At 57.1% G+C, this 25,896-nt stretch carries 20 protein-coding genes; 1 reads left to right on the top strand and 19 read right to left on the bottom strand.

Annotated elements, in window-relative coordinates:
• Positions 1-1,050 carry a hypothetical protein gene (locus Q7T10_RS18885; RefSeq protein WP_304751171.1) on the top strand — a complete coding sequence of 350 codons (1,050 nt, stop codon included), beginning with the start codon at positions 1-3 and terminating at the stop codon, positions 1,048-1,050.
• A gap of 29 nt (positions 1,051-1,079) precedes the next feature.
• Here the strand turns inward: Q7T10_RS18885 and Q7T10_RS18880 are convergent, their stop codons facing one another.
• The 19 genes from Q7T10_RS18880 to Q7T10_RS18790 are packed head-to-tail and all read right to left on the bottom strand — an operon-like array spanning position 1,080 to position 25,853.
• Complete coding sequence (locus tag Q7T10_RS18880) at positions 1,080-2,024, bottom strand: polysaccharide deacetylase family protein (protein WP_304751170.1); 945 nt, start codon at positions 2,022-2,024, stop codon at positions 1,080-1,082.
• An 8-nt stretch (positions 2,025-2,032) separates the two neighbouring features.
• Positions 2,033-3,355, bottom strand: coding sequence for a putative O-glycosylation ligase, exosortase A system-associated (locus Q7T10_RS18875; RefSeq protein WP_304751169.1), 1,323 nt, complete (start codon positions 3,353-3,355; stop codon positions 2,033-2,035).
• On the bottom strand, positions 3,348-4,727 hold the full coding sequence (locus Q7T10_RS18870) for a phenylacetate--CoA ligase family protein (protein ID WP_304751167.1): 1,380 nt from the start codon (positions 4,725-4,727) through the stop codon (positions 3,348-3,350). Before Q7T10_RS18870 ends, Q7T10_RS18875 begins: the two co-directional genes overlap by 8 nt.
• Positions 4,724-5,833, bottom strand: coding sequence for a glycosyltransferase family 4 protein (locus tag Q7T10_RS18865; RefSeq protein WP_304751165.1), 1,110 nt, complete (start codon positions 5,831-5,833; stop codon positions 4,724-4,726). Before Q7T10_RS18865 ends, Q7T10_RS18870 begins: the two co-directional genes overlap by 4 nt.
• A 40-nt stretch (positions 5,834-5,873) precedes the next feature.
• Positions 5,874-7,190: a nucleotide sugar dehydrogenase gene (locus tag Q7T10_RS18860; protein WP_304751163.1), complete on the bottom strand. Its 1,317-nt coding sequence runs from the start codon at positions 7,188-7,190 to the stop codon at positions 5,874-5,876.
• A complete protein-coding gene (locus Q7T10_RS18855) occupies positions 7,187-8,401 on the bottom strand; it encodes a TIGR03087 family PEP-CTERM/XrtA system glycosyltransferase (protein ID WP_304751162.1) in 1,215 nt (404 codons plus the stop codon). Before Q7T10_RS18855 ends, Q7T10_RS18860 begins: the two co-directional genes overlap by 4 nt.
• Positions 8,398-10,323, bottom strand: a complete 1,926-nt coding sequence (asnB, locus tag Q7T10_RS18850) for an asparagine synthase (glutamine-hydrolyzing) (RefSeq protein WP_304751160.1) — start codon at positions 10,321-10,323, stop codon at positions 8,398-8,400. The genes Q7T10_RS18855 and asnB overlap by 4 nt, the downstream gene beginning before the upstream one ends.
• Before the next feature lie 9 nt (positions 10,324-10,332).
• The gene (locus Q7T10_RS18845; RefSeq protein ID WP_304751158.1) at positions 10,333-11,550 is read right to left on the bottom strand and encodes a TIGR04063 family PEP-CTERM/XrtA system glycosyltransferase; all 1,218 of its coding nucleotides are present in this window, start codon (positions 11,548-11,550) and stop codon (positions 10,333-10,335) included.
• Entirely contained in the window at positions 11,547-13,487 is a 1,941-nt protein-coding gene (locus tag Q7T10_RS18840; RefSeq protein ID WP_304751156.1) for an XrtA/PEP-CTERM system amidotransferase, read from the bottom strand. Before Q7T10_RS18840 ends, Q7T10_RS18845 begins: the two co-directional genes overlap by 4 nt.
• 5 nt (positions 13,488-13,492) lie before the next feature.
• On the bottom strand, positions 13,493-14,671 hold the full coding sequence (locus Q7T10_RS18835; RefSeq protein ID WP_304751154.1) for a TIGR03088 family PEP-CTERM/XrtA system glycosyltransferase: 1,179 nt from the start codon (positions 14,669-14,671) through the stop codon (positions 13,493-13,495).
• A 27-nt stretch (positions 14,672-14,698) separates the two neighbouring features.
• Positions 14,699-15,979, bottom strand: a complete 1,281-nt coding sequence (locus Q7T10_RS18830; protein ID WP_304751152.1) for a nucleotide sugar dehydrogenase — start codon at positions 15,977-15,979, stop codon at positions 14,699-14,701.
• A 52-nt stretch (positions 15,980-16,031) separates the two neighbouring features.
• Positions 16,032-17,612, bottom strand: coding sequence for an exosortase A (gene xrtA, locus Q7T10_RS18825; protein WP_304751151.1), 1,581 nt, complete (start codon positions 17,610-17,612; stop codon positions 16,032-16,034).
• Positions 17,609-18,670 carry a FemAB family XrtA/PEP-CTERM system-associated protein gene (locus Q7T10_RS18820; protein ID WP_304751149.1) on the bottom strand — a complete coding sequence of 354 codons (1,062 nt, stop codon included), beginning with the start codon at positions 18,668-18,670 and terminating at the stop codon, positions 17,609-17,611. Before Q7T10_RS18820 ends, xrtA begins: the two co-directional genes overlap by 4 nt.
• Entirely contained in the window at positions 18,654-19,517 is an 864-nt protein-coding gene (locus Q7T10_RS18815) for an XrtA system polysaccharide deacetylase (protein WP_304751147.1), read from the bottom strand. The genes Q7T10_RS18820 and Q7T10_RS18815 overlap by 17 nt, the downstream gene beginning before the upstream one ends.
• A gap of 9 nt (positions 19,518-19,526) precedes the next feature.
• Complete coding sequence (wecB, locus tag Q7T10_RS18810; RefSeq protein ID WP_304751145.1) at positions 19,527-20,723, bottom strand: non-hydrolyzing UDP-N-acetylglucosamine 2-epimerase; 1,197 nt, start codon at positions 20,721-20,723, stop codon at positions 19,527-19,529.
• Entirely contained in the window at positions 20,720-21,826 is a 1,107-nt protein-coding gene (locus tag Q7T10_RS18805) for an XrtA/PEP-CTERM system-associated ATPase (RefSeq protein WP_304751143.1), read from the bottom strand. The genes wecB and Q7T10_RS18805 overlap by 4 nt, the downstream gene beginning before the upstream one ends.
• A gap of 3 nt (positions 21,827-21,829) precedes the next feature.
• Positions 21,830-23,362, bottom strand: a complete 1,533-nt coding sequence (locus tag Q7T10_RS18800; protein ID WP_304751141.1) for a TIGR03016 family PEP-CTERM system-associated outer membrane protein — start codon at positions 23,360-23,362, stop codon at positions 21,830-21,832.
• 24 nt (positions 23,363-23,386) lie between these two features.
• Positions 23,387-24,271 (bottom strand): XrtA-associated tyrosine autokinase, encoded by an 885-nt coding sequence (locus Q7T10_RS18795; protein ID WP_304751139.1) that lies wholly within the window; start codon positions 24,269-24,271, stop codon positions 23,387-23,389.
• 7 nt (positions 24,272-24,278) lie between these two features.
• Positions 24,279-25,853 (bottom strand): XrtA system polysaccharide chain length determinant, encoded by a 1,575-nt coding sequence (locus Q7T10_RS18790; protein WP_304751138.1) that lies wholly within the window; start codon positions 25,851-25,853, stop codon positions 24,279-24,281.
• Between the last annotated feature and the right edge of the window lie 43 nt (positions 25,854-25,896).

The following is a 25,896-nucleotide window of genomic DNA, read 5'->3' as shown; positions in this document are numbered from 1 at the left end:
ATGGCGCGCATAGTCTTCCATTTTCTGCTGGGTCTTGCTGGTTTTCTGGTTTTCTGCGAACTTGCACTGCAAGTCTTGCCCGTATCGACGGCGACGGCGACCGGCTATCACCTCGACCCACTGATCCTCACCTACCCGCCGCGGCACGCCTGGACCATTGCGACCGGATGGGATCTGCGCAACGCCCAGAACAACCGCAGCAACAACGTGGGATTCCTCGCTCACCGCGACTTCGCCCCCGACCCGCGCGCGGTCGCGCTGATTGGTGACAGCTTCGTCGAAGCGTCGATGCTCGCCGCCGACGACCGACCCGGCCAACAGCTTGAACGCGGCTTGGGCGATCGGCCGGTGTTCACAATGGGCGGCCCCGGCTCGGCTCTGCTGGATTATGCGGAACGCATCCGGCTGGCGCAATTACGCTATGGCGTGCGCGACTTCGTGTTGCTGATGGAACGTGGTGACGTGCGCCAGTCACTGTGCGGCTCAGGCAACATCCAAGGACCCTGCCTCGACCGGATGACGCTCGCACCTCGTACCGAGATCCAGGCGCCACCCAGTGCGGCTAGGCGCATCCTGCGCCACTCAGCACTGGCGCAATACGTGTTTGGGCAACTCAAGTTTGATCCAGACCGGCTGTGGCGACAGGCGATCGCTCAATCGCGACCGGTGGCGGTTCCTGCGCCAGAAACCACTGGCTGGTGGGCGCCACAGGCGGCCCTTGCCGACATGCCGTCGCCCGGGCTGGACGCGGTCGTTACAACCTTCTTTGCACGGATTGAAGGCAAGGTCGCCGGCAAGCTGGTGATTGTCCTCGACAGCGATCGCACCGCCATGTACCGAGGGCAGCCGACCGACGATGCGGCCCGCGCACGTTTCATTGCGATGGCCCGAGCAGCTGGCGCTATCGTGATCGATACCGAGCCGCTGTTTCGCGCCCAACTGGCGCGCTCACCTCTGAAGTTCGATGTTGGCCCGTATGATGGACACCTGAATGCGCTGGGGGTGCGCATTGTCACGCAGGCGGCGGCTGAAGCCCTCCACAATCATTGATCCAAATCCAGGCAGTAAACTCCGGCCGCTCAAGCAACTTGCGGTTTCATGTTGCGCAGATTGGCCAACATCCGGATTCCGTAGCGAAGGCGCCCAGTGTCCCACGGAGAGAAGCGAGGCAATTGAAACCGGTCGCTGCCCAAAGACGAGACTCCGGAGGCCGTAGAAACCGCCGCCTTAAAGCCGGCCTGCTGCACCATCAGCGCATGCTTGGCGAGATAGTCCTTGCCTGGCTTGCCATTTGGATATGCAAACAGACTGACCGGCTCTTGCAGCAAAGACTCAAGAGCCGCCTTGCTGCCAATGATCTCATTGAGTGCATCCCCATCGGAAAGACGGGCCAAAATTGGGTGAGAGCACGTGTGGGCACCAATCTGCATACCTGCCTGACGCAACTGCAGCACTTGCTTTGAGGACATCATCAGATCATCAGGCAATGCGCCGCTCGCTGATTGCTGCACGCATGCAACAGCTTCGCGACGCTCGTTGGGGTCGAGGTACTTTATCTGCCCCAGCAAAGCCTCTATCGCCATGCGCCGCTCGTCAATTGAATCGAGATGGTAAGCGCCGAGTCCGGCATCACTCAGATCCAGCCGATTCCCACGAAAAGCGCGAACGGATTCAATGATCGAATCATTCCACATGCGCCCCCCGTCCAGAAACGAAGTGGCCACAAAGAACGTTGCCGGCATCCCGTGACGCTCCAAAATCGGCAGTGCATTTGTGGCATTGTCAGCGTAACCATCATCAAAGGTGATTGCCGCTGCCCGCGCCGGCAAAGTGCCAGCGCCAAGTCGCAACGCGGCCTCATCAAGCGGCATAACTTGAAACCACCTCGCTACCCATGACAAGACGTCGTTAAAGCGACGAACATCCTGCTCCCCGGGAAACAGGGGGTCTTGTTGCGACAGCACCCGATGAAAAATGAGAATTGACAGACGGGCCCGCGTCCCACCCGGGGACAGCGCACCCATGATGCTTTTCAGGACCACTGCTGGACCTTTGTCCGGGCAGCGGCCCGAATTTGGCTTACCGGCGCGGCAGAAGCGAAGGCGCCTTGTGGCTCGGTCTCCCAACGTTCTCCTTGCAGCCAGCGCAGAGAAACAACCAGGGTCACAAGAATGTTGTAGGGTAGGTCGAAATACGCCAAGCTGAGAAAGGCTCCACCAACAGCATACCCTACCAATGAAACTTGGCACATGCCTGCCAGATGGTGAAGCCACTGCGTTTCGTCTCTTTTGAGTGCTTGTTTACGAAGTTTCCCCGCAGTCTGAAACGCGAAGAACCAAATCAACAAAAATAAGATCAGTCCAACATATCCGTGTTCGCCGAGCACTTGAAAATAGATGCTGTGTGCGGCATGAACATCGTTCGGCATCGGGGCGTAACGCGCAAAGATGGACCCCGTATAAATTTCAAATCCCCCTCCAAACAGATGATCGTTGGCAAGTCTAAACGCCATCCACCACGCGTTAATTCGACCCATCGCCGACCCATCCTCTTCGTAATTCCCGATCGTCCTCATCCTTTCCTCCCATGAGGCGGGCATAAACGCCAACAGGGCGACCGCAGACAGGGTTATCAAAGCTCCTCCAATTACTTTCCGCTTGGTTCGAATCCACAACACCACAGCCATCGCGGCAATAGCAAGAAAAGCCCCGCGCGATTGAGTCCCCAACGCCGCTGTCGCCGATAGCAGCATCAAGACCAGCAGGCCCAAACGAATCCAGCCACGCGTCGATACCATGCGCAGGTAATTCATCAGAGGAATGATGGCGACAAGAGCAAGCCCTATTTCATTGTTCCCTTCAATGAAGCTCCCCGCCGGCCCCCACACCTTTTCTCCGCCCCCGCTCCGGATGGTAAAAATACCACCCTTAAAACCATAAAAACCGATTGAAAGCACATTCACCCAGATGAAAAGCTCTATGTGCTTGCGCTCTCGCAAGACCGCGAACGCAATGCCGGTCATCAGAAGGATTTTCCAGACCTTCTTGAGCTGATCCCATGAGGCCACGGGGAAAAAAGCAAAGGCAGTTGTTATGCACATCCAAATGAAAAACGCAAGTAACAGTTTGACCGACGGGTGCGATGGCATGCTCACTTTGTCGCGGGTCATGAACAGCCCAAGAAATGTTATGCCAGCCGCCACAGCCGCAAAAGGCGCATCATGGGCAAACCCAAAAGCCAGTCTGTGGGGATTCATGATGCTGACCCACGTCCACAACAACACGCCGACCCAAGGGCGCCGAATAGCATACGGCAATATGCCAAGAAAGATCCCGACCAATAGAAGATCACGCACCGTTGGCCCCCTTCTCATTCGCGAAAGCCTTCACATGGCTGACAACATAGCGGAACTTGCCTGAGATCTCATTGGCAATATCGTTCACTTTGTCAACACGAATATCGACTTCTTCACCCAAGCGCGACTTGAAATCGCGGATGATGCGCGCCTCTTCTGCGGCGCCGAAGGTTGACCCGGCAACCACCTTGACGATAGTTTGATTCATCGTCATCTGCTCTATTTTGAAACGCTCGACACCCGGCAGGTCTCGCACGGTGTAAATCAAAGCCAGGCCATGCATGACATTGCCATTGCGGGCGACAACAAAGTCGGTAGTGCGGCCCTGCACTTCTTTGAGGACTGGCAAGCTACGCCCACATATGCATGGCTCATGGCCCAAAACGCCCATATCGCCGGTACGATAGCGCACAAAAGGGAAATCCCCGGTTGCCATATGCGTTACGACAATCTCGCCCAGTTCTCCCACGGCCGCAGGCGTTCCATCGGGCTGCACCGTCTCGACGACGATATCCTCTGCGCTGATGTGCAAACTTCCGGAGGGGCACTCGTGTGCAATGAACCCCGCATCGCGGGCTCCGTATCCGTTAGCGACGGAGCAGCCAAATACCTCACTGATGATGGCCCGCTGCGCATCGTAGAGCTTCTCGGACGTGACGAAAACAACGCGGATGCCCAAGCGATCCATTGCCAGATTCTTCTGCCGCGCATGGGCCGCGATCACAGAGAGGCTCGACGGATACCCAAACAACATCGCGGGACGAGCCGATTGAATAGCGGCCACAAACCTGTCGAGGTTTTGCGGCGACATCTCAAACGCTGGCAACAGATGACTTCGCATCAGCCCATCACGCAGACGCCTGACGCGGTCTTGTGCACCGAGCTCAATCGGGCTACCCCATACAACCAACTCCGGGTCGCCAATGTCAACACCCCACCAGCGTGTGGCACGCCATTTGGCCGCGACGTCGTGGCTTTTCCGTGCTTTCCCCATGTAAAAAATGAGTGGTTCCCCAGAGGAGCCGCCAGTGTTGTAGCGCGTCAAAGGACCATGGCCATCAGCCTTCATGTCTTCAACGTTTTCCCGGATGTCCGGTTTGGTGAGTAATGGCAGGGCCCGCAACGCCTGCGTTGAGCGGACAGTGTTCGGATCGAAATCGAGATGCTTGAACAGGCGGCGGTAATAGGGCACACGCTGCCCAACTTCGACCAGGAATTGCTGCAGTCGTCTGGCGCGGTAAAGCTCAAGTTGCTCAACGGACAACCATTGACTCTCCTCCAGGCGTTTGCGCCGGGCCACGGAATCATGGCCCTTGAGGCCCTCGTGAAGCGGAAACAGGAACTGTGAACACACCGCGGTATAAAGACTCACGATGCCCTCCCTGGCGTCGCTGACCGAACGTAAGCATTCAGCCACTCTGCTCGTACTTGCGACCAAGCATATTTCTCGGCCTCCGCCAAACCAGCCTGCCGCAAACCAGATGCAATTTCGGGGTTCTGCAAGACGCGAAGCACCTCCCGAGCCATGGCCTCATCGTCTCCTATTGGCACCAATAATCCGGATACACCGTGCTCGACCATATCGGGAATCCCTCCGGCACAAGTGGTGACCACAGTCACACCGCTGGCAAAAGCTTCGAGGATCGAGATGGGCATGTTGTCTACGGTACTTGAATTGACCATACAGTCAGCGGATGCATATAGCGCTGGAATGCTGGCATTGTCAATGCGACCAGAAAACTGCACAGAGTCATCTAACTGAAGTTGCAGAACAAGCGCCTGCAGGTTTGCAAGCTCGGGGCCACTGCCGGCCACAGTCAGTCTGGCCTGGACAAAAGTTTTCTTGATGACCGCGAAAGCGCGAATCGCCGTGGGAATGTCGTATATCGGCTCCAGATTTCGAGTTACGACAATATGAGGCGAATCGCCAAATAATCGCGGTGGCCTCGGCGAAAAGCGCGACAGATCAATAATATTTGGAATGACTTCGGCACTCAAACCGTGCTTGGCGAAGACTCTTTGCAGAAATGCCGAAGGTGTGACGCGCATTGACACCTGCGCAAGCATTCTTTGAACATATCCAGGCGCCCGCATAAGAAAAGGGTCCGCATTCCCGCCCCGGTAGTTAACGATAGCCGGCGTCCCCCGCATACGCGCGATCACGAGGGCAGGTGCCGCAAAAAGATGCCAAGCCCAGCCGGAGTTGGCGAGAACGTGCATCACATTGACCCTCCCGGCAACCCCCCATAAATGAGTCAGATACGGAAAAAGACGAAAGGCTGCGCGCAACAATGGGATACGACCCACCCAAGCTGGTTGATACGGGCTGTTGGTGCGTACAAGTTCAACGTCAACCCCTTCCGACCGAAGTAGTCGCAAAAGTTGTTCGCACTGATTCGCCATGCCGCCGGATGGCGGCGGCAAGGGACCAACCAGGCCCACACGCGGAAACGGATTCGCGCCAGAACGGATCTTCACCTGACTGCAACTTATAGTCATCATTCCGGACAAGATTTTGTTACCAACACAAACCTTCCACTTTGGCGCGAATGGTTGCGCAGTTGGGCAAATTGACCAAGTCAAGCAGCACCTGATCTGGCCGGCTGCAACTTGCCAGGGTGTCGAATACCGCTTGTCCAGCGAGTCCAACCACCAAAACCTCAGAATCATCAATGACTCCCTCGATGTCCGGGCGCAACATCTGCCCGATGTGCGGCAGATGTTTCTCGATAAAGCTGCGATTGGAACCCAGGAGACTTGCCAGGTGCACCTCCGGATCGTAAATCGACAACTGCATGCCCTTGCCAATCAATTGCTCTGCCAGAGTGACCAGCGGGCTCTCGCGCAGGTCATCGGTTCCAGTCTTGAACGACAAGCCGATAAACCCGATCTTTCGCTTGCCCGTGGCCAACAACTTTTGCATGGCAAGTTCGAGGTGATTCCGGTTTGACGGCAAGATGCCCGCCAACATGGGAATCTCGACGTCATGCACCTTGGCCAGATAGGTCGTAGCTCTCAAGTCCTTGGGCAAGCAAGACCCCCCGAAGGCAAAACCGGGCTTGAGATAAGCCGGAGAAATGTTGAGCTGGGTGTCCTGGCACACCAGGTCCATGACCTCAAAGGCATCGACGCCGAGTGCCTCGCAGAGACGGGCTGTTTCGTTGGCGAAGGTGATCTTCAGCGCGTGAAAGTTGTTGCAGCAGTACTTCATCATCTCGGCGGAGCGCACCGAGGTTTGCACAAATTTGCAGGGCAACTGTCCGAACAGGGCACGCAGACGATCCACTGGATAGGCGTGGTTGGCGCCCACGACGGTGAATGGCGGCTTGTCGTAGTCGCGGATGGATGAGCCTTCCCGCAGGAACTCAGGCTGAAAGCACAGGAAAAAACCTTCCCCGTCCTTCTTGCCGGACTTCGCCTCGATGATCGGGCGCAAAACATCCTCCACCGTGCCTGGCACGAGTGTCGAGCGAAAGACGACCACGTGCGGCTCCTGTTTTTCACCAATCGCGCGGCCTATTTCTTCCGCCAGTCGAAGAATGGCACCCTGATCCTGGCTGCCGTTGGCCGCAGACGGCGTGCCAACGCACACCAGGGACATTTCACTGTCGAACACGGCACGCTGGACATCGGTGGTGACCGTCACCTTGCCGCTGGCAGCAACACGCGCCATCAGGTCAACCATGCCCTCCTCAACCACGGGTGTTTTGCCCGCCATGATCAGATCGAGTTTTGTGCGATCGATATCCACTCCAATCACGTCGTGCCCGTCACGCGACAAACAGGCCAGCGACACCGCCCCGACATAACCCAATCCGAAAATACTGATCTTCATGTAACCGTTCCCTTTTTTCTTGAAAAATTCGCAATGCCGCGATCGATGATGCCCTCCAGGCGGACCATGGACCGTGGCCAGGCATGATGGCTGAGCATGCGCTGCCGGCCGGCGACGGCCAGGCGATCTCGCACGGCAGGACTGTCAACAATCTGCATGATGGCGTCAGCATAGGCCTGCGGCGTGTCGGCAACAAGGAAATGCGTCACGGATTCGGCATCTACGCCACCGGCCGCGATGGTGCTGGTAACAACCGGGACGCCCATCGCCATCGCCTCCAGAATTTTATTCTGTGTGCCGCGCGCAATGTTGAGCGGCGCCACCATCAATGCCGACCCGCGAATGAAGGGGCGGACATCGGGTACCGACCCCGTGACCGTGACACCTGGCAAGTCACCCAGTTTGCGCATCGCAGGCGATGGATCAGCACCAACAATCAGCAGCTTCATGGCCGGACGACGACTCTTGAGCAAGGGCCATGTTTGCTCGCAAAATCGGGCCATGCACTCGTGGTTCGGGTAGTAGTCCATGCGTCCAATGAAACTGATGGTGTCGGCGTCATAAGACTCGTCAACCGGACAGAAAAAATCGGCATCCACGCCGTTCGGAAACCAGTCCGTGTCGGCCCCGGTCTGGTAGTCATTCAACGTTTCCCATTCGGCACGTGTCGTAGCGGTGCACAGGTCAAATTGACGGGCCAGACGTTTCTCGGCAGCCAGCATCTTGGCGCCCTCAAACCTGTAACCGAGCGACAGGGGGAAAGGCTTGTAGTTGGCGTACTCGAACCATTTTTGGGAATCCATGTCGCCAAAGTCGAGTATCTTGGGGACATCTGTAACATGCTCAACGTATTGAGCGACAGAGGAACAGTGCACAAAGATGAGATCCCACTTCCTTGAACCCAGCAAGCGTTGCACATGCTCTGCCAGTTCAGGGGAATAGAAGTAGCCCATCGACGAAGGCGTCACCACCGGCAGGCGCACGATCATGCGCGCGACCTGCACCAACTCCTTGACATGACCCATCTCGAAACCGGCGCAGTAGGGCGCAATTCCCCTGCCCTCCTCGGCCTCTTCCGGCGACCGGGCCAGCGAGCACACGGTCACTTGATGCCCACTGGCTGAAAGGTGGCGAATCATATTGAAGGGTCGAATTTTTCCGCCCCGCTTGGGCGGAAAGGGAAATCGGTGGCACAGATAGAGAATATTCATTCAAGGTAGCTTTTTAGTTCTGCCGCCACGTCCGACGGTTCGCGATGATCCAGATAGATCCGGCTCCAGATTTCCAGATTCATCAGGGCCAGCAAGGCATCAGTGCCGTCAATGCGGTTCGCCTCATGATCGGCTACCAGCCGGTCAACCACCGGTTGCCGAAAGAGCCCGCGCCGCTGGACGACGTCAGGCGCCAGCAGGCGCCGCAGCAGGGGGGCGAGTTCTTTCTTCAGCCAGGCACCCATCGGGGTGCCGAAACCACGTTTTTTGCGGTCCAGGATGTCATTGGGGAGGAGATCGCTCAAGGATTCCTTCAAAACATGCTTCAGGCGCCCCCCGCGCACCTTGATCGCGGCAGGCATAGAGGCGGCCAACTCAACGAGCTGATGATCCAGCAACGGCACACGGCACTCAAGCGAGACGGCCATGCTCATCTTGTCGGTCAACATCAACAGATCATCCGGCAACTGGGTCTCGGCATCTACCGCGAACATTCGATTGAGTGCGTCTTGAGTACCCGCCCCGGCAAAGGCAACATCCAGGGGGTCATTCTGGGTGGCATCGGGGTGCAATAGAAGTGCCGATACGGTCTCCCGATCAAGCACCTGCAGGTAACTGCGATAGCGTTCATCGGCATTCATCTCAGCCGAAGCGAGAAATCCTTTGGCCAGGCGCAGGGTGTTGAGCAGACCGGAGTGACGATCGGCCGGCAGTCGCCCGGCAATGGAGGCAGCAGAGCGTCGCAACCAGCCCGGCAGCCGTTGATATTGCTGCGCATAGTGCGCCCCGAGGTAGCGACGATAGCCCCCAAAGAGCTCATCACCGCCAACGCCCGAAAGAATCACTTTGACATCTTGCCGTGCAAATTCAGACACCAGGAAGGTCGTGATGAAGGCCGTGTCGGACAACGGTTCATCCATGTGCCACAGAAGTTTGGGCAATAGGGAAACCACATCCGGGCGGACCACGATCTCGCGATGCTGCGTGCCGAAAAGCTCAGCGACCCGGCGGGCATAGGGCAGTTCGTTATAAAGCGCCTCTGCCTCGCCGCCAGTAAAACCAATGGCGTAGGTGCGTATGGGTTGCGGCGAATGCTTGGCCATGAACCCGACCACGGCGCTCGAATCGACACCGCCGGAAAGGAAGGCACCAATCGGAACATCGCTCACCATCTGCATGCGGACCGACTCTTCAAGCTGGACCCGCACACGCTCAACCCACTCACGCTCGGAAAGGCCTTGATCAATGCGCTCGGGCAGTCGCCAATAGCGCCACTCGCGCACCTGATCGTTTTCAATAGCAAGAAGCGTGGCCGGAGGCAGCTTTCTAATGCCCTTGAAGATGCAGTCAGGCGCAGCGACATAGCCCAGGTGCAGATAACTTGCGACGACGCTTCGATCCAACTCGGTGCTGACACCCGGCAAGGCGAGCAATGCCTTGGCCTCGGTGGCAAAGGCCAAGCGCTGACCGTCCTGCATCACGTAGAGCGGCTTTACGCCGATGCGGTCGCGGCCGATCAGCAGTCGGCGTCGACGGACGTCCCATAGCGCAAAATCGAACATTCCATTGAGGCGGAGCACAAAATCGTCGCCCTCCGCGTCATAGAGATGCAGTAACACCTCGCTGTCTGAACCGGTCTTGAAGTGATAGCCCTTGGCCTGGAGTTCAGTGCGCAACTCTCTGTAGTTGTAGATCTCACCGTTGCAGACCAGCCAGAGTGTTTGATCGACGTTGGACAAGGGTTGATGGCCGCCGGCCAGATCGATGATCGAGAGTCGCCGCATGGCAATTCCGCAGGAGCCATCGATATGCATGCCCTCGTCATCCGGACCCCGATGTCGGGTAACGTTTCCCATCGCCGACAGCATGTCGGGGGCAACCGCATGCCCATCAAACCGATAAATTCCGTGAATGCCGCACACAATGAGACCTCAGGTTTGAAGGAGTTGGGTGCGGCCATAACCGGCCAGTGCCCGTTGATAAACCTCGCGATAGCGCGCGACACTGGCGGTCCAGGTGCGTTCCGATTCGACAAAGTGGCGGGCCTGCTGTCGAATCGTCGGCCACATCTCGCGCCGCGCCAGCACGTCGTCCAGCGCTGTCTCCAGCGCAGCAGCATCGCCGGCCCGGAACAGAAAACCGGTTTCACCGTGCCGGACAAGTTCGCGATGCCCTCCCACGTCAGAGGCAACAAACATGCGACCCTGCGCCATCGCCTCAAGTGGTTTCAGGGGTGTGACCAGTTCAGTTAGCCGGATGGGCAAGCGGGGGTAGGCCAACACGTCAATTAGTTCGTAGTAGCGCTGCACCTCCGCATGAGCGACACGCCCGGTGAAAATTACCCGGTCCCCCAGGCCTGAGGCCATTGCCTGGGCTTTCAGATTGGCCTCTTGCGGGCCACCCCCTACTAGCAACACGCGCAAATTCGGGTGCCGTGGCAGCATTCGCCGCGCAGCCTCAAGCAACAGATCCAGCCCTTCATAACCATAGAAGGAGCCTGCAAATCCAATCACTGTGGCACCATCAAGCCCGAGTGAACGACGCAGCGCCGGATCTGCCTCGACACCAAACCGGAACATGGTGGCATCAACGGCGTTCGGAATCACGGTGATACGCTCAGCCGGAATTCCACGTACGGCAATATCGCCCCGAAGCCCCTCGCAAATTGTGGTGATTTGATCCGCGCGGCGAAGTGCAAAACTCTCCAGTGTCCGTGACACCCGGTAGCGAAAACTGCCTTCGACGGTAGTGCCGTGGTCGACGGCCGCGTCCTCCCAGGAGGCTCGCATTTCGTAGACCACTGGCAAGCGCTGGCGCCATCCAGCCCACAAACTGGGCAAAGCGTTGAGAACCGGCGAATGGGCATGAATAAGATCTGGCTTGGTCAGGCGAATGACTTCACCCAGCCGATTTGCCGTGAGCCGCATTTGAGTCAACAAGCCAACACCTTCGACACTCGGCGTTCGGTAGAAAGTCATGCCTTCTACATCGTCATGATGGGAATCTGTCGGGCCTTGCTTGGGCGTCGTCAGGTGGACAGTCTCCCATCCAAGCTTGCGCTGCTCACGCAGAATGGAGAGGGTACGAAAGGTGTAGCCGCTGTGGAGTGGGATAGAGTGGTCCAGCACGTGAAGGATGCGCAGGCTCATGGGGTGGCTTCCGCTGCTTCAGCCCCAGGGGTCACAGCCACAGGCGCATCAACCACCTGACGCAAAAAGGCTTCGAACATCAGCAGGGTCCACAGCGACGAACTGTAGTCGCTGGCACCGGACTGGTGGGCGTCCACCAGATGCCGCAAATAGTCGGCGTTAAACCACCCGGTGGCAGCCAGCCGATCGCCCAGCACGGCATCGCGGACGCGCTGCTTCAGCGGGCCACGGAACCAGCGGGCCAGCGGCACCGAGAAACCCATTTTGGGCCGGTACAGCACGTCGTACGGCAGGTGGGGCTCCATGGACTTCTTGAAGATGTACTTGCCCTCCTGGCCCTTGATCTTGTGACTGGATGGCAAGGTGGCGAGCCATTCGACCAGCTCATGGTCCATCAAAGGTTCACGCACTTCCAGGGAGTGCGCCATGCTGGCGCGATCCACCTTGGTGTTGATGTCACCGACCAGATAAGTCTTGAGGTCAAGGTACTGAATGAGGGCGAGCGGGTCGTCGGTGCCCGCGTTGGCAGCGTGACGGTTGAACACCTCTTGCGCGTTGTATCCTGCGAGTTCACTTTTGAAGCTCGGACTGAACAGGGCTTCACGCATGGGGCCGCGCAGGATGGAGACGGAATGAAAGTAGGCCCCAACTGAACTGCGCGCCAGGCCCTCAAATGTGGTCTTGGCGCGAAAGATACGCGGTGCCCAGTCGGCCTTGGGGTAGAGCTTGCCCAGCGTGCCAAACAGCGCTCCACGCAGGCCTTGGGGCAGCGCGGAGCGCATGCGCTCTTCCATCAGGTGCATGCGGTAGCGACGGTAGCCGCCCATGGCCTCGTCACCGCCGTCTCCCGACAGAGCCACAGTGACGTGTTTGCGCGCCAGTTGGCAGACGCGGTAGGTCGGGATAGCGGAACTGTCGGCGTAGGGCTCGTCGTACAGCCGGGCCAGGGTGTCGATCAGGTCGAAGTCGTCGCTCTTGACGACTTCAAGTCGGTGATTGGTGCGGTAACGGTCGGCCACCTTTTGGGCAAAGGCAGATTCGTTGAAGGCGGGATCGTCAAACCCGATGGAGCAGGTGTTGACGGGTTCTGTCGACAAGCCAGCCATGACGGCGACCACCGCGCTGCTGTCCACGCCCCCTGAAAGGAAGGCCCCGAGCGGGACTTCGGCAATCATGCGCAAACGCACGGACTCTTTCAGTCGCAGCACCAGTTCGGCCTGGGCATCGGTCTCAGAAATGGGGTTGTCCAAACTGAACTTGACGTCCCAGTACGCCACCGGCTCGCCCACGGGCTGGCCGCGGCGGATGGTGAGGCTGTGGGCTGGCGAGAGTTTTCTGGCCTGCTTGAAAATAGTGCGCGGCTCGGCGACGTAGCCCAATGCGAAGTACTCTTCCACGGCAAGCGGGTCGATGTCACGACGCAGGCCGCCGTGGGCCAAAATGGACTTGAGCTCGGAGCCAAACAGCAGCGTGCCGTCGTCCAGAATCGCGTAGTACATGGGTTTGACGCCCATGCGGTCGCGTGCCATGAAGAATGTTTGCTGGTTGCGGTCCCACAAGGCGAAGGCGAACATGCCACGAAAGCGTTTGACACAATCAGCGCCCCAAGATTCCCAGGCGTGGACGATGACCTCAGTGTCGCTCTTGGTGTGAAAAACATGGCCCAAGGCCTGCAACTCGGGGATGAGTTGCAGGTAGTTGTAGATTTCGCCATTGAAAACCACCACGACCGAGCCGTCTTCATTGAACAGTGGCTGCTGGCCCGTAGCGATGTCGATGATTGACAGACGCCGGTGCCCCAGGCCCACGCCGGCCTCAAAATGCAGGCTGCCTTCGTCAGGCCCGCGGTGCAGCTGCGAATCATTCATGCGCTGCAGCACGGCACGGCTGATCGCGCTATTGCCTCGGGTGTCAAAAATGCCGGTGATGCCACACATATTGTTTACTGATTTTTCGGGGTGGAACGTATGGAGTCTGATAGCCGCAACTGCTGGTCGTACACACGCTGATAAGTGGACACCATGGCCTGCAAGCTGAACGTGGCCTGCACACGCTGGCGGCCTGCCTGACCCATGGCATGCGCACGCGCAGGACTGGAGGCGAGCTCCACCAGCCGAAGTGCCATGGCCTGCGGATGCGCGGACGGAACGATATAGCCGGTTTGCCCCTGCAACACGAGATCCGCATTGCCACCGACAGCGGTGGCAACGACCGGCACAGCGCTGGCCATGGCCTCCAGAATCGTGTTGGAAATTCCCTCGGCCAACGATGGCAATGCAAAAACATGCATGCCGCGCATGATGTCAGCCACATCGCTGCGCTCGCCGGGCAACCAGGCCAGCGCACCCAGGCCGGCGGTGTCGAGCATGGCTTGCGCTTGCGCACGCAAGGGACCCTCCCCCACCATGACCAGGCGCATACGCAGTCTCAGTTTGGGGTCCAGAACGATGGCCTGCACAAATGCATTCGCCAGCATGATCTGGTCTTTGACAGGCTGCATGCGCCCCACTGTGCCCACTATGAAGTGTTCTGCCGGATTGAACGGACAACCCGCAATGACTTGCTGCCCATGGGGCGCAGGGCAGAAGCGGTCAGTGTCGACACCGTTGTAGACCTGGTTTATCTTGCTGGGGGGAACTTGCACCTTGTCCACCAGGTAGTCAGCCAGATCGCGCGACAAGGCCATGTAGTGGTGAACGAATGGCCGGTAGAAGCGGCGTACGCGCTGATAGGTGACGTTGCTGCCATCCAGATCTCCCACGTCACGCCCGTGCTCACCGTGAATGCGAACCGGCACTCCGGCCGCCCATGCGGGGACTTGCACTTCAAGAGCTGCAAGGTTGCGGCTGTGCACAATGGCGGGGCGCAGTTTGCGGATCAGCCTGAAAAGCTTGGGGTACTGCCAGACGCCATGGCCTGGCGGCTTGCGCAGTGAGACGAACTCGACATCATTGCGCTGAATACGCTGCCGGAAATCGGTCACTTCGGTCAGCGCGAGCACGGCGTGCCGATACGCATCGGCAGGCATGTGATTGATGAGATTGACAATGCCGTTCTCAAGCCCGCCAACGTCAAAGCGGTACATCACATGAAGGACGAGAGGGCGGTCATCACCTTGCATGCTCAGACTCTGGACATCCTATCGCGCTTACAGGCGCCAGAGCTTGTAGCCAGCGCCTTCGATGACGCTGCGGTCAAAAGCAGCCTTGACGTCGATGAACGCGCCGCCCTTGACCAGTTTCTTGGCGAAGTCGTCCAGGCTGAGCGCCGCAAATTCTTTGTGGGCCACGGCGGCCACGATGGCATCCGCGCGTGGCAGATCGGCCCAAGACAACAATGGGACGCCATATTCATGCATGGCTTCATCCGACTCGGCTTGCGGGTCGGTTACGAAAACTTCGACGCCATAAGTCTTGAGTTCGTTGATGATGTCAATGACTTTGGAGTTGCGCAAGTCTCCGCAGTTCTCCTTGAAGGTGAGCCCCAGCACGTTTACTTTGGCGCCCTTGACGTAGCTGCCGCCAGCGATCATGTGCTTGATCGTCTGCTCGGCGATGAACTTGCCCATGCCGTCATTGATGCGGCGCCCTGCCAGGATGACCTGCGGGTTGTAGCCCAGCATTTCGGCCTTGTGGGTGAGGTAATAGGGGTCAACGCCAATGCAATGCCCCCCCACCAGGCCCGGCTTGAACTTGAGAAAGTTCCATTTGGTACCAGCCGCTTCGAGCACCTCGGTGGTGTCGATGCCGAGCTTGTCGAAAATAATGGCCAGTTCGTTCATGAGCGAGATGTTCAGATCGCGCTGGGTATTCTCAATGACCTTTGCGGCCTCGGCGGCCTTGATGCTGGACGCACGATGCACACCCGGCAAGATAATCGTTTCATACAGCTTGGCAACCTTGTCGAGCGTCTCAGGAGTGTCGCCTGAAACAATTTTCAGGATCTTGGTGAGGGTGTGCTCCTTGTCGCCGGGATTTATACGCTCGGGCGAATACCCTACAAAGAAGTCCTGCTTCCACTTCAGGCCAGACTCGCGCTCCAGCACGGGGATGCAGACCTCCTCCGTGGCGCCGGGATACACCGTCGATTCATAGACCACGATGGCGCCCTTCTTCATGTGACGGCCCACGCTGGTGCTTGAACCGATGAGGGGACGAAAATCTGGTATGTGGGCATTGTCGACCGGGGTGGGAACTGCCACAACAATGATGTCGGCCTCGGCCAAAAGGGATGGGTCAGCCGTGTACACCGCATGCGGCGAGGCGCTCATTTCTTCATCAGACAGTTCACGGGATGGATCAATGCCTTTGAGACAGGACTCCACCTTGGAGACAGCGATGTCAAACCCGATGGTGCGAAGGTGTTTGCCAAATTCCACCACCAGCGGCAGCCCCACATAACCCAACCCGATCACAGCAACCACAGTCATCGCAAAACCTCCAAAACATCATGAATGAATCAACTTCCCGCCAATCTACTTCTCACTTGTCCTGCCGAGTCTTCAGCAACAGGCGATTGATAGCCGGATAGTTGGCCGTCAGAAACGACGCAAGAACAGTATCAGTGCCGCCCGGCGCATCTTTGGGCATGTAAACAATGATGACCGCGGAGTCGTCACCGCGCCCTGTCAACCGATAGAAAGCACTATAAGCTTTGGCAAGGTGGTCACTGGAGGTCAAAGTGCCGTTTATCCAATAAATTTGCCAGACAATCAGGCGGCTGTTTACAGCCTGCGCGGCCAAGTCAGTGGCCCGCAGTTCAGCCGATCGCACAACGACTGATTTGCCGTCAATAGCCACTTCGTGGCTGGCAGAGGCCACCTGCGCCCATTGCGGGTCGTTGCTGGGCACCAGTGAATTATTGGAACTGACCAATTTGCGGGTGTAATTCTGATGCCGGTAATAGCCCAGATACAGCCCGACCGGGCGGCCCTCGTGTGCATAGGTGCTATTGATCTCGGCGGATGGATTCTGGAACGCCGGCTTGAACCCGCCCGCAACAGGCGACGCCACTGCCTGCCACTCTGGCGCCAATGCCGCGGGGGCAACAAGGGAGGCCGGTTTAGCGCTTTCGCTCTGGTCCATCACCCACAGGGCGATTTGGGGCAAGGCCAGCACAGCGGCAAAACAGGCCGCGATCGCCCACACTCTCGTCGCAGTAACCGCCTGCAGCGGCTGGGTATGACCAGAAGCGCCGACGCTCGTCATTTTTTCGGGTTCTGACCAGCGGGCGCCAATGATGAACATCAACATGATGACGACGCCGAAGAAGACCCATCCATACACCAGGTGATCGACCCCAACTGCGAGCTTGTTGCCAGAAAAGTGCCCGAGCATGACAATCATGTAGGCGCGCAGCCAGTTGGCAACGATGGGAACCAGAATGGAGACGATGACAAATAGAATGCGACGCTTGGTGGACTGATAGTTGAGGTACGCAAATAAAGTGCCCACCGTGATGGATGCAATGAGGTAGCGCACGCCGCTGCAGGCCTCAACCACGGACCAGTTACCGGAAGGTATGACGAACTGCAGCCCTTCCCTGTATACCGGGACACCACTCAGGCGCAAAGCAAAGACCGTGAAATCTGCAGTCCACGCCATGAGTTGCGGCATAACGAACTCGCCAATGGGTACTGCAAAAAACAGAAAACCGAGCGGGAAGATGATCTGACGCGTCACCGCCAGACCCAGAACCGCCGGCACTGACAAAACCAATAACGCCACCAGAGCCAGTTGGGTCACCGCATTGACGGCGGCCAGATCACCCAGCAACCAGACCAGGGCCGTGCATGCGACAGGTAAAAGGATCCACAGTGCCGGCTGAATCTGCTGCGCGGCAATGGCGTGTCGCTGGCGCCAGATGAGCCACAACACAATGGGGGGCACGAGAAAACCGTGGGTGAAGGTTTCAGACCGCGCCCAGATCGTGACCATCGCGATGCCCGTGTCACGGTACAGGAACAAAACCCACGCCAGCAGCAACAGTAACGCAGGCAAAGCGAGCCGCCAGGGTCGGGTTAACGTTGACGGAATTGGCGAATTGGCGGCTATCGAATTCATCCCAGATTCCTGACAACAAATGGGCCGAGCCAGTTGGCCATTCCAAGTGGCATGCGGCGCCAGGCGCTGATCATGAGTTTGTACTTGGCGTTGTTCGGGTTGTTCTGCGGTATGGCGTCACGCTTGTAGAGACAAAACTCATAGTGCAGCGGCTTGGGCTCAAAACCCCAGTTTTTCTTGAATGCAAACGGGCCGGTACCCCGCTTGCTGCGGCCATAGTCGAACACCCGAATGCCCCGGGCACAGGCACGGCGCATGAGTTCCCAGTATTTGAAATCATTCGCGGCCAAGTCACGCGCCGGTTCAAAGTCACCCGCGTAGTAAGGCAACACTTCGTCCCGAAAGTAAAAGCTGATCACACTGCTCAATGGCCGGCCATCAGGCGCCACGACGGTGAGAACTTCGCAATCGGCGCCAAACTCCGCCTGCAAAGCCTGAAAATATTTCTTGGGCATTGCAGGGGTACCGTGCCGATGAACGTTGTCAGTAAAGAGCGCAAAAAACCTGTCAACGGTGCTGTCAATTTCACTCGTCAGACCGTTCTTGATGCCTTTGCGCACCATGGCGCGCTGCTTGCGCGGAATGGCCAGAAGATTGGCCTCGTCATCCGGCAGGATTTCCTTGCGGAAGGTGACATACAAATCTTGTGTCGGCCAGTCTGAATGACGTGGATTGACATTGCGGAACTCGAGGTGCGCGACACCCAGGCGCCTGGCGATCTGCTGGGCCTCCGCTTCAAGCGCATCGGCGGCCTGGGTACTGATCGCAGCAACCCCGCCGTAGACCGCAAATGGCAGGCTCGTCAATGAATTGCCAAACAGCCAGCTGTTGACATGACCCAAAGGCAATACACCCTGGATGCGACCACCTGCCTCGGCATACAAAAAATACGTGTCGTGGCGAAAAACCTCACGCACAATTTTTTGCCAGCCAGCCCGGTGAAAAAATGTAGCCTCTGGGCACGCCATGACAAAGTCATCCCAGAGGGCTGCGGTGGCGATATCCAGGGGGTCCAGGCGCTTGATGGTCAGCGCGGAGTGCTCAGGCGGTGACGGCATGTTTGGCAAATCTGTCCAGGAATATCTGATCCATACGTCCCCATTTGAAATCAAGCAGCAACTGGTTCAAACGACCCTCCATGCGGTCAATATTGACGTAATGCCGAAAGCGTGTTTTTTGGCTGATCCCCTCAATGCGAGGCTGCTCGGTGTCAATCTCCCACGGATGAAAATAGAAAATGCCCGACTCACGGTCGTCCGTATTCACCCGGTTCAACATCCAGCGTGACAGGGCGTAAGGCAATAGCCTGAAATACCCACCTCCACTGGAAGGCAAATTACGGCTAAATACCCGCAGAGTCGTGATCGGGATTTCCATCAGGTCCGGACGCACTTCATAGGCAAAACGCGGCGAATCCGGCATGCCATAGTGGTCGTGCCGAATGGGATAAATGCTTGAGCTGTAGCGGTAACCGGCCCGAGCCAGGCAGTCAAAGGCCCATAGGTTGCCGGTCCCTATTGAAAAACTCGGGGCACGATAGCCATTGACTTCGCGATCCGTCAAATCCTCCAAAACGATTTTGGCGAGCTGAATGTCGGCAAAAAAAGCCTCTTCGGTCTGATCGCTGGCGCGTTCGTGACCATAACCGTGACTGGCCAGTTCATGCCCTTGTTGAACGATCTGTCGCACCATGTCCGGGTAACGCTCGGCAATCCAGCCCAAGGTAAAAAACGTTGCCTTGGTATCGTGCCTTGCCAGCATTTCAAGAATGACGTCGATATTGCGCTCGACGCGGCATTCACGGGTATTCCACTCCGAACGCGCAATGTGCGGCGCAAAGGCTGAGACTTGAAAATAGTCTTCGACATCGATCGTCAAGGCGTTGATGATGGGCGAGGCTGGCATACCGATGTTCTACGGGGTGCTCGACTTCAAGGCCGCTTGCGGTTTCCCACTCATTAGCCACTGATAAAGATCAGCCGCAATGCGCTCAGCGGCATGTCCATCCCAAAATTCGGGAACGCGGCCACGTTTGCCGTTGCCCGCCAAAATTTCCTGAACCGCGCCAAGAATGGCTTGCCGGTCACGCCCGACCAGAATGTTGGTACCTTGCTCAACGGTAATAGGACGTTCCGTGTTTTCCCGCAATGTCAGACAAGGCACGCCCAGCGCCGTGGTCTCTTCCTGCAGCCCCCCTGAATCCGTGAGGACCACGGTCGCGCCCGACATCAGCCCGAGCATTTCAAGATAACCCTGCGGCGGCAGCAAAACCATGCGCGTGGGATCGATCAAGTCCATCAGACCAAACCGCTCAATATTGCTGCGGGTGCGGGGATGCAGCGCAAACACCAGAGGCAGACGGGCCGCCACCTCCCCCAGCACCCCCAACAAGGCACGTAGGGTTTCAGGATGGTCCACATTCGAGGGACGGTGTAGCGTCACCACACCGTAACCGAGAGGATGACTTAACACTGAAGCGTCTGCATTGCAGACCTTTAACGTCTCTGCTGCGCTACGGGCGTTTGACCGGCCAAAGACCACCGAATCGATCATGACATTGCCAGCAAAACACACTCGACTGGAGGGTATGCCCTCCAGTCGCAGATTTTCCTCCGCCGTACGCTCTGTCGTGTAGAGCCGGTCCGATATCTGATCGGTTAGGATGCGGTTGATTTCTTCTGGCATGGCGCGGTCATAACTGCGCAGGCCGGCCTCAATATGTACCACCGGCACGCCCTTCTTGACGGCAACCAGGGAGCATGCGAGCGTTGAATTGACGTCACCCACGACCGCCACGCAGGATGGTTTGTAGGTATCGACAATGGGCTCAAACCGGCGCATGACTTCCGCAGTCTGGATGGCGTGGGTACCGGAGCCCACTTCAAGATTGACGTCCGGCCGTGGCAGACGCAGATCTTCAAACAGCCGATCACTCATGTCCTTATCGTAATGTTGGCCCGTATGGACCAGCAGCACCGGCAGTGGCGGAACGTGTGCCGCCATCGCCCTCAGGATGGGCGCCATCTTCATGAAATTGGGCCGGGCACCCACGACGCAAATGACGGGGCCCAAGTCATTACCCGGTGTTTTCATGGAAGACTGATTGCTCATTGACTGCTCTCCTGGCCTGGCTTTTTGACAGCTGCAACCAGTTTTTGCAGCATGACAAGAATTTCGAGGTTGATGCGCTCCAGCCGAAGCACGCTTCGTTCAAGCCGCCTCAAGCGGCCGTCATACTGCTCGATACCCAGGTCGTCGATTTGATTGGAAATAGCAGCCGCCAGACCAGGCGTGACCTGCAATTTGGCGAGGTCAATATCAACTGACCCGGTCGCTGTCAGACCCTGAATACCCGAGTCGTCCCAGGGGGGCCGGTCTCCCAGCACCTTATTGGCTGGGACCGCCGCTTCGTCGTGAATTTCGCTCACCACCTCGTTGACATCATCCAGGCCAAAGGCGTCTTTATTGCCCAGAAAACCAAGGAGCAACAAGCGATCGCAGATGAGGTTGACACGGCGAGGGATGCCCCCGGAGGCGTTGAAAATGGCGTCGAAAGCTTCTGCATCGAATGTGGGGCGCCCGGAAGAGCCCGCACATTTCAAGCGGTGTTCAATGTAACCCCTTGTCTCGTCCAGATCCAGTGGCCCGATATGGCAAGTTGCCGTGACGCGCTGCCTGAGTTGCTGCATGGTGGGGCTTTGCAAGATGGCACGAAACTCAGGCTGGCCGACCAGGAACGTCTGTAGTAGCGCCTGCTGGCCAAACTGAAAGTTCGACAACATGCGAAGCTCCTCCACCGCCCGGGGGGTGAGGTTTTGAGCTTCATCGACGATCAGCAGGCAGCGTTTGCCCTGGCTTGCCTGATTGACAAGGTAGGCCTCCAACGCCATCAGCACGTCAGCTTTTGAGACGTCCTTGACCCGCACGCCAAAGGCAGCCCCGACCAGACGCAGTGTGTCTTCAGCATCGAGCTGCGTAGTTACCAGATTGGCGGCAACGACTTTATCCGGGTCCAGACTGGCGAGCAAGCCTCGCACAATGGTGGTCTTGCCAGCCCCCACCTCGCCCGTTATGACAATGAAACCCTCGTTCCGTTGCACACCGTATTCAAGGTAGGCCTTGGCCCGCCGGTGCTGCTTGCTGCCAAAGTAGAAACTGGGATCGGGATTGAGCTGAAAAGGCTTGCTGTTTAGCCCGTAGAAAGCTTCATACATGGGTCAGAACTGCACATTCAAACTGCCGATGACAGCGTTTTCGATGTAAGGCGCTGTGTTGCCACTGGAAACCACATGACGGACCCCCACAGACGCGACGGCCTGCTTGCCCACTTTGCCCGTAACGTTGACGTTGAGCAATTGCAGTTTTGTACTCTGCAAATTCGAATCACCAGACGTATGTTGTTGCGACACAAGAACACCTAACGAATAGTCGGGGGTTAAGCGATGCGCGTAATTGACACTGAATCCACGCTGACGAATCAAGGAAGACGTGTTGAAATCATCAACGCCGGTCGACAAGGTATCGAGCCTGTTGCTCTCGCTCCGGGTAGCCAAAAAAGTGACAGTGTCACGCACACCCAGCAGCGCGAACGACAGGTCTTGCCGACGCGTCACTGACAGAGCCGACGTCAAAAAACTGCTGACTACCGCAGCATTCGGATTGATGCCATTGGCCTGCAAGAATGCATTGACCAACTGCGCGCGAGAGACGGGATTAGGTTCGATCGATGCAAACTGGCTATACAAAATATCGTAGATGGATCCGAGACTTGCAAAACCGATCTGGTTTGGCGTCGCCGAGACATCCTTCGCATCAGTATATTTCCAGGCAGTGCGTGCCGTTCGGTAATCGAAACTCAGACTGTGCGCGTCTCCGAATGAACGGCGATAGCGGGCGGCTGACAACTTGGTCCTCTCGGACGGAGACCAGTTCGCCCCAAACCCGCTGGTCGCGTAGCTCTCCTTGTCAAAGGTGGTGTAGTTGTTGGATTCACGCCCGGCACTGGCGAACACGTTGAATTGAGGCGCAAACGAATAGGACAAGCCAAGGTTGAACCGGTCAACTTCAGTGGAACGTCCAGCACTGTAATCAACACTTTGCTGACTGGCATCTGCCGACCAGCCAAGACTCCGAAAGCTAGTGTCACCGCTGATCTTGACGAGACCATCGACCGTAGTCACGCCTGACGTTGCCGCAGCATCGCTGCCTGTGATCGCCCGACTGTAACGAGCCTCATAGTCGGCCAGACTACCCAACCGACCGCGCACATAAGGCGAAAGCCGGTAGTTGGAGACCTCTGCTCTATTGGCGTTGATGGATGTGTTGCCAATTGACTGGGTGCCAAAGGGCGAAATTCCTTGCTGCGAAATGGCGCCACTGAAATCGACAAACGCCCAGTTATCCACCATCTCCAGCGTACCAAATGTATTGAGCCCGTTCTGGAATTCGGTGCTGTTAGGTGATGAGCCTTGTGCATACATCACACTACTTCCAGAATAGTCAAAATATGTCTTGAGCTTTCCCCCGTCAATATTGATTTGGATCCCAGCGCCGATTTCGGTAATTTGCTCCGCTTGGTGGCTGGTGTTGCTCAGGCGAACGTTGTCCGTCACGGTTTCGGTGATCGAGACACGCGGCACGATGGTCACCTGACTATACGCGCCCGCCGACGCCACGAACAGGAATCCCGCCAGTGGAACGCGGGCAACGCGCATTCGGAGCATTGACGAAGAAATGAGGCTAGAGCTCATGGCCGATTTGACACAAAAAGATAGTCAGGCTTGCGGCTGCGCATACCCGTATCCATAGCCATATTCATACCCCATCTTGGAAATGGTCTTTGCCTGATTTAGCAGCATCAGTTTGACAGGGCATGCTTCAATGGTGGCCAAGGCTTGCTGGACATCTGACTGCAAAGTTTTTTCTGCCTGCACCACCATCACCACCTGACCCATGTGAGAAGCTAACACCCGCGACTCTGTAGTGGGAAGAAGCGGCGGAGAATCAAAAACGATGATGCGATCGGCGTAGCGCTTGGCCATGTCATCCAGTAGCCGGATCATGGCGTCACTGGCCAACAACTCGGTGGCGCGCGCATGCTGCGTTCCACTTGGCAAAATTGTCAACTTATCGATGTTTGTTCTCAACAGCATGCTGGACAAGTCTTTCGACTCGTCAACAACCAGGTCGAGCAGACCGGGACCTTCAGGCAGTCCCAGCACATTCATGATCGAAGGTCGCGCCACATCAGCATCGACCAGCATCACGGTGTAATCCAACTCGGTGGCCATGCTCATCGCCAGATTGATCGCGGTAAAAGTCTTGCCTTCGCCAGGCAATGCACTGGTTACCATGATCAGGTTGCCGTTGGCGATGATCGAGGCACCTCTGCCCATGGCGTTGGCAATCAGCGGCCGCTTTATCACCCGGTATTGATCTGCAATCTGGGATCGTGGTGCATTGGGACTGACAATCCCAGCAGCAGCAAGCGCGTCCAAATTAATTTCAACACGTCGTGACAGAGCCGCAGGCTGCGCTTCGCTCACTGGTTTCCCAGCCACGCCACCCGCCGGACCAACTGGCGGTATCGGAGGCATGTCGGCGCCCGCTTGACGAAGCTGTTCCAGACGCTGCGCCGCCTGCTCGATCAAGCTACTCATAGTTTGTTCATCCTACCCGCCCGGATATCAAAGAAAAAATGATCATCCCAGCAACAAAAACACCAACCAACCCACCGGAAGCGCCCAGAAACTTTTTCAAGTCAGACTTCTCTTGTCGCACCGCTTCTTCGTCCATCACCAAAGTAACAACCCCCAGAAGAGGCAGGCCCACCCCATCCCGCAGAGAACGACCATCATAAAAAACGGCACGCAATTGACTGGCGACAAAGGCAACTGCAAGTCCAGCACCCAACCCAACCAACAAAGCGAGGGGCAACAGCAACAGGCGATTGGGCGCTACCGGCTGGGGCGACGCCCGGGGCGGGTCGATCAGGCGAAAGTCTGCCACTCCAGCAGCACTCTCCAGATCGCCAGTCAGGGCCGCAGTCTCTCTTCGAGAAACAAGGTCGTTATAGTTTTTCTTGTTGATGTCGTAGTCACGATTCAATTGAGCAAATTCAGCTTCAATTTGCGGAGCCACCTTCATCAGCTCACGAGCCCGGTTGAAACGCGCCTCGTACTCCGCCACCCTTGCTCGCAAAGAAGCAACTTGCACCTCCGATGTGGCGAGCAGGCGATTCAACTCCTGATAGGCCAAGCTGTTGGTCGACGCCGCCGCCGGGTTGGCCATCGCGGTCTTGCGCAACTCCAGCACTTCTTTTCGTTTGAGATCCTCAAGCTCCTTGATCAGACGCCTAGCCCCGACAACATCGGGATGTTGCTCGGTAAAGCGCTGCAGAAGCGCATCCAGATTGCGCTTCTGCACATCAATGCGTCCGTCAATCTCCGGCGTTGAAATCGACATCGCTGACTCCTGCAGCAGGCTGCGCGACGTGATATTCGCATTCTGCGATTTTTCGGCCTCCAACTGACGCTTAGCCGCATCACGTGCGTTTTCTGCCTCACGTAGCTCCAATCGGGCTTGACTCAGTTGACTGCTCACCGCACCAATCTGTCCGGCCATATCTTTGCCATCCGCGGTTTGAAGCTCAATGTTTCGAACTCTAAACTCTTTTAACCGTGCTTCAGCTTCTTCAAGCTTGGCCTCATAAGTCTTGATCTGCTCATCGATGAATTTCTTGGCCGTATCAGAGTCCTTGCGAGACGCCCCCAAGCTGGATTCGACAAAAATTGATACAAGCGATTGAACGACCCTCTTCGCTTTGTCGGGACTAGAGTCCCGATACGACAATACATAAATGTTATCCCGGCCTACATTCTTGATTTCAAGCGTTTTCATCAACTGATCAATCAACGCGTCCTGGTCGCTCTTAGATTGACTTTTGAGGTCAAGATCGGCCATGCGAATTAGTTTTTCGACGTTGGGGCGACTGATAAGCGTTCGACTCAGCATCACCACCTGCTGCCCGACATTAGGCTGCACCGCCAAGCCAGACATCAAAGGCTTCAATATGGACTGTGTGTCCACAAAAATACGGGCTGTTGCCTCATATTTATTGGGCACCGACAGCACCACGACTGAACCAATTGCAGCAACCAACCACGCAACCAGCAGACCCAGCCAGCGATGCTTCCACAGACCTTTGGCAGCCGTGAGTATTTGACCAATCAGCTCATCCATCAAGTAAAGTCGTTCTGGTTAGCGTTCGAACACCGCAAAGCCA

Source organism: Rhodoferax sp. (assembly GCF_030646845.1).
Classification (GTDB): Bacteria; Pseudomonadota; Gammaproteobacteria; order Burkholderiales; family Burkholderiaceae_C; genus Rhodoferax.
The sequence above is the reverse complement of the archived record's forward strand: the minus strand, read 5'-3'. Positions and strand labels throughout refer to the sequence as shown.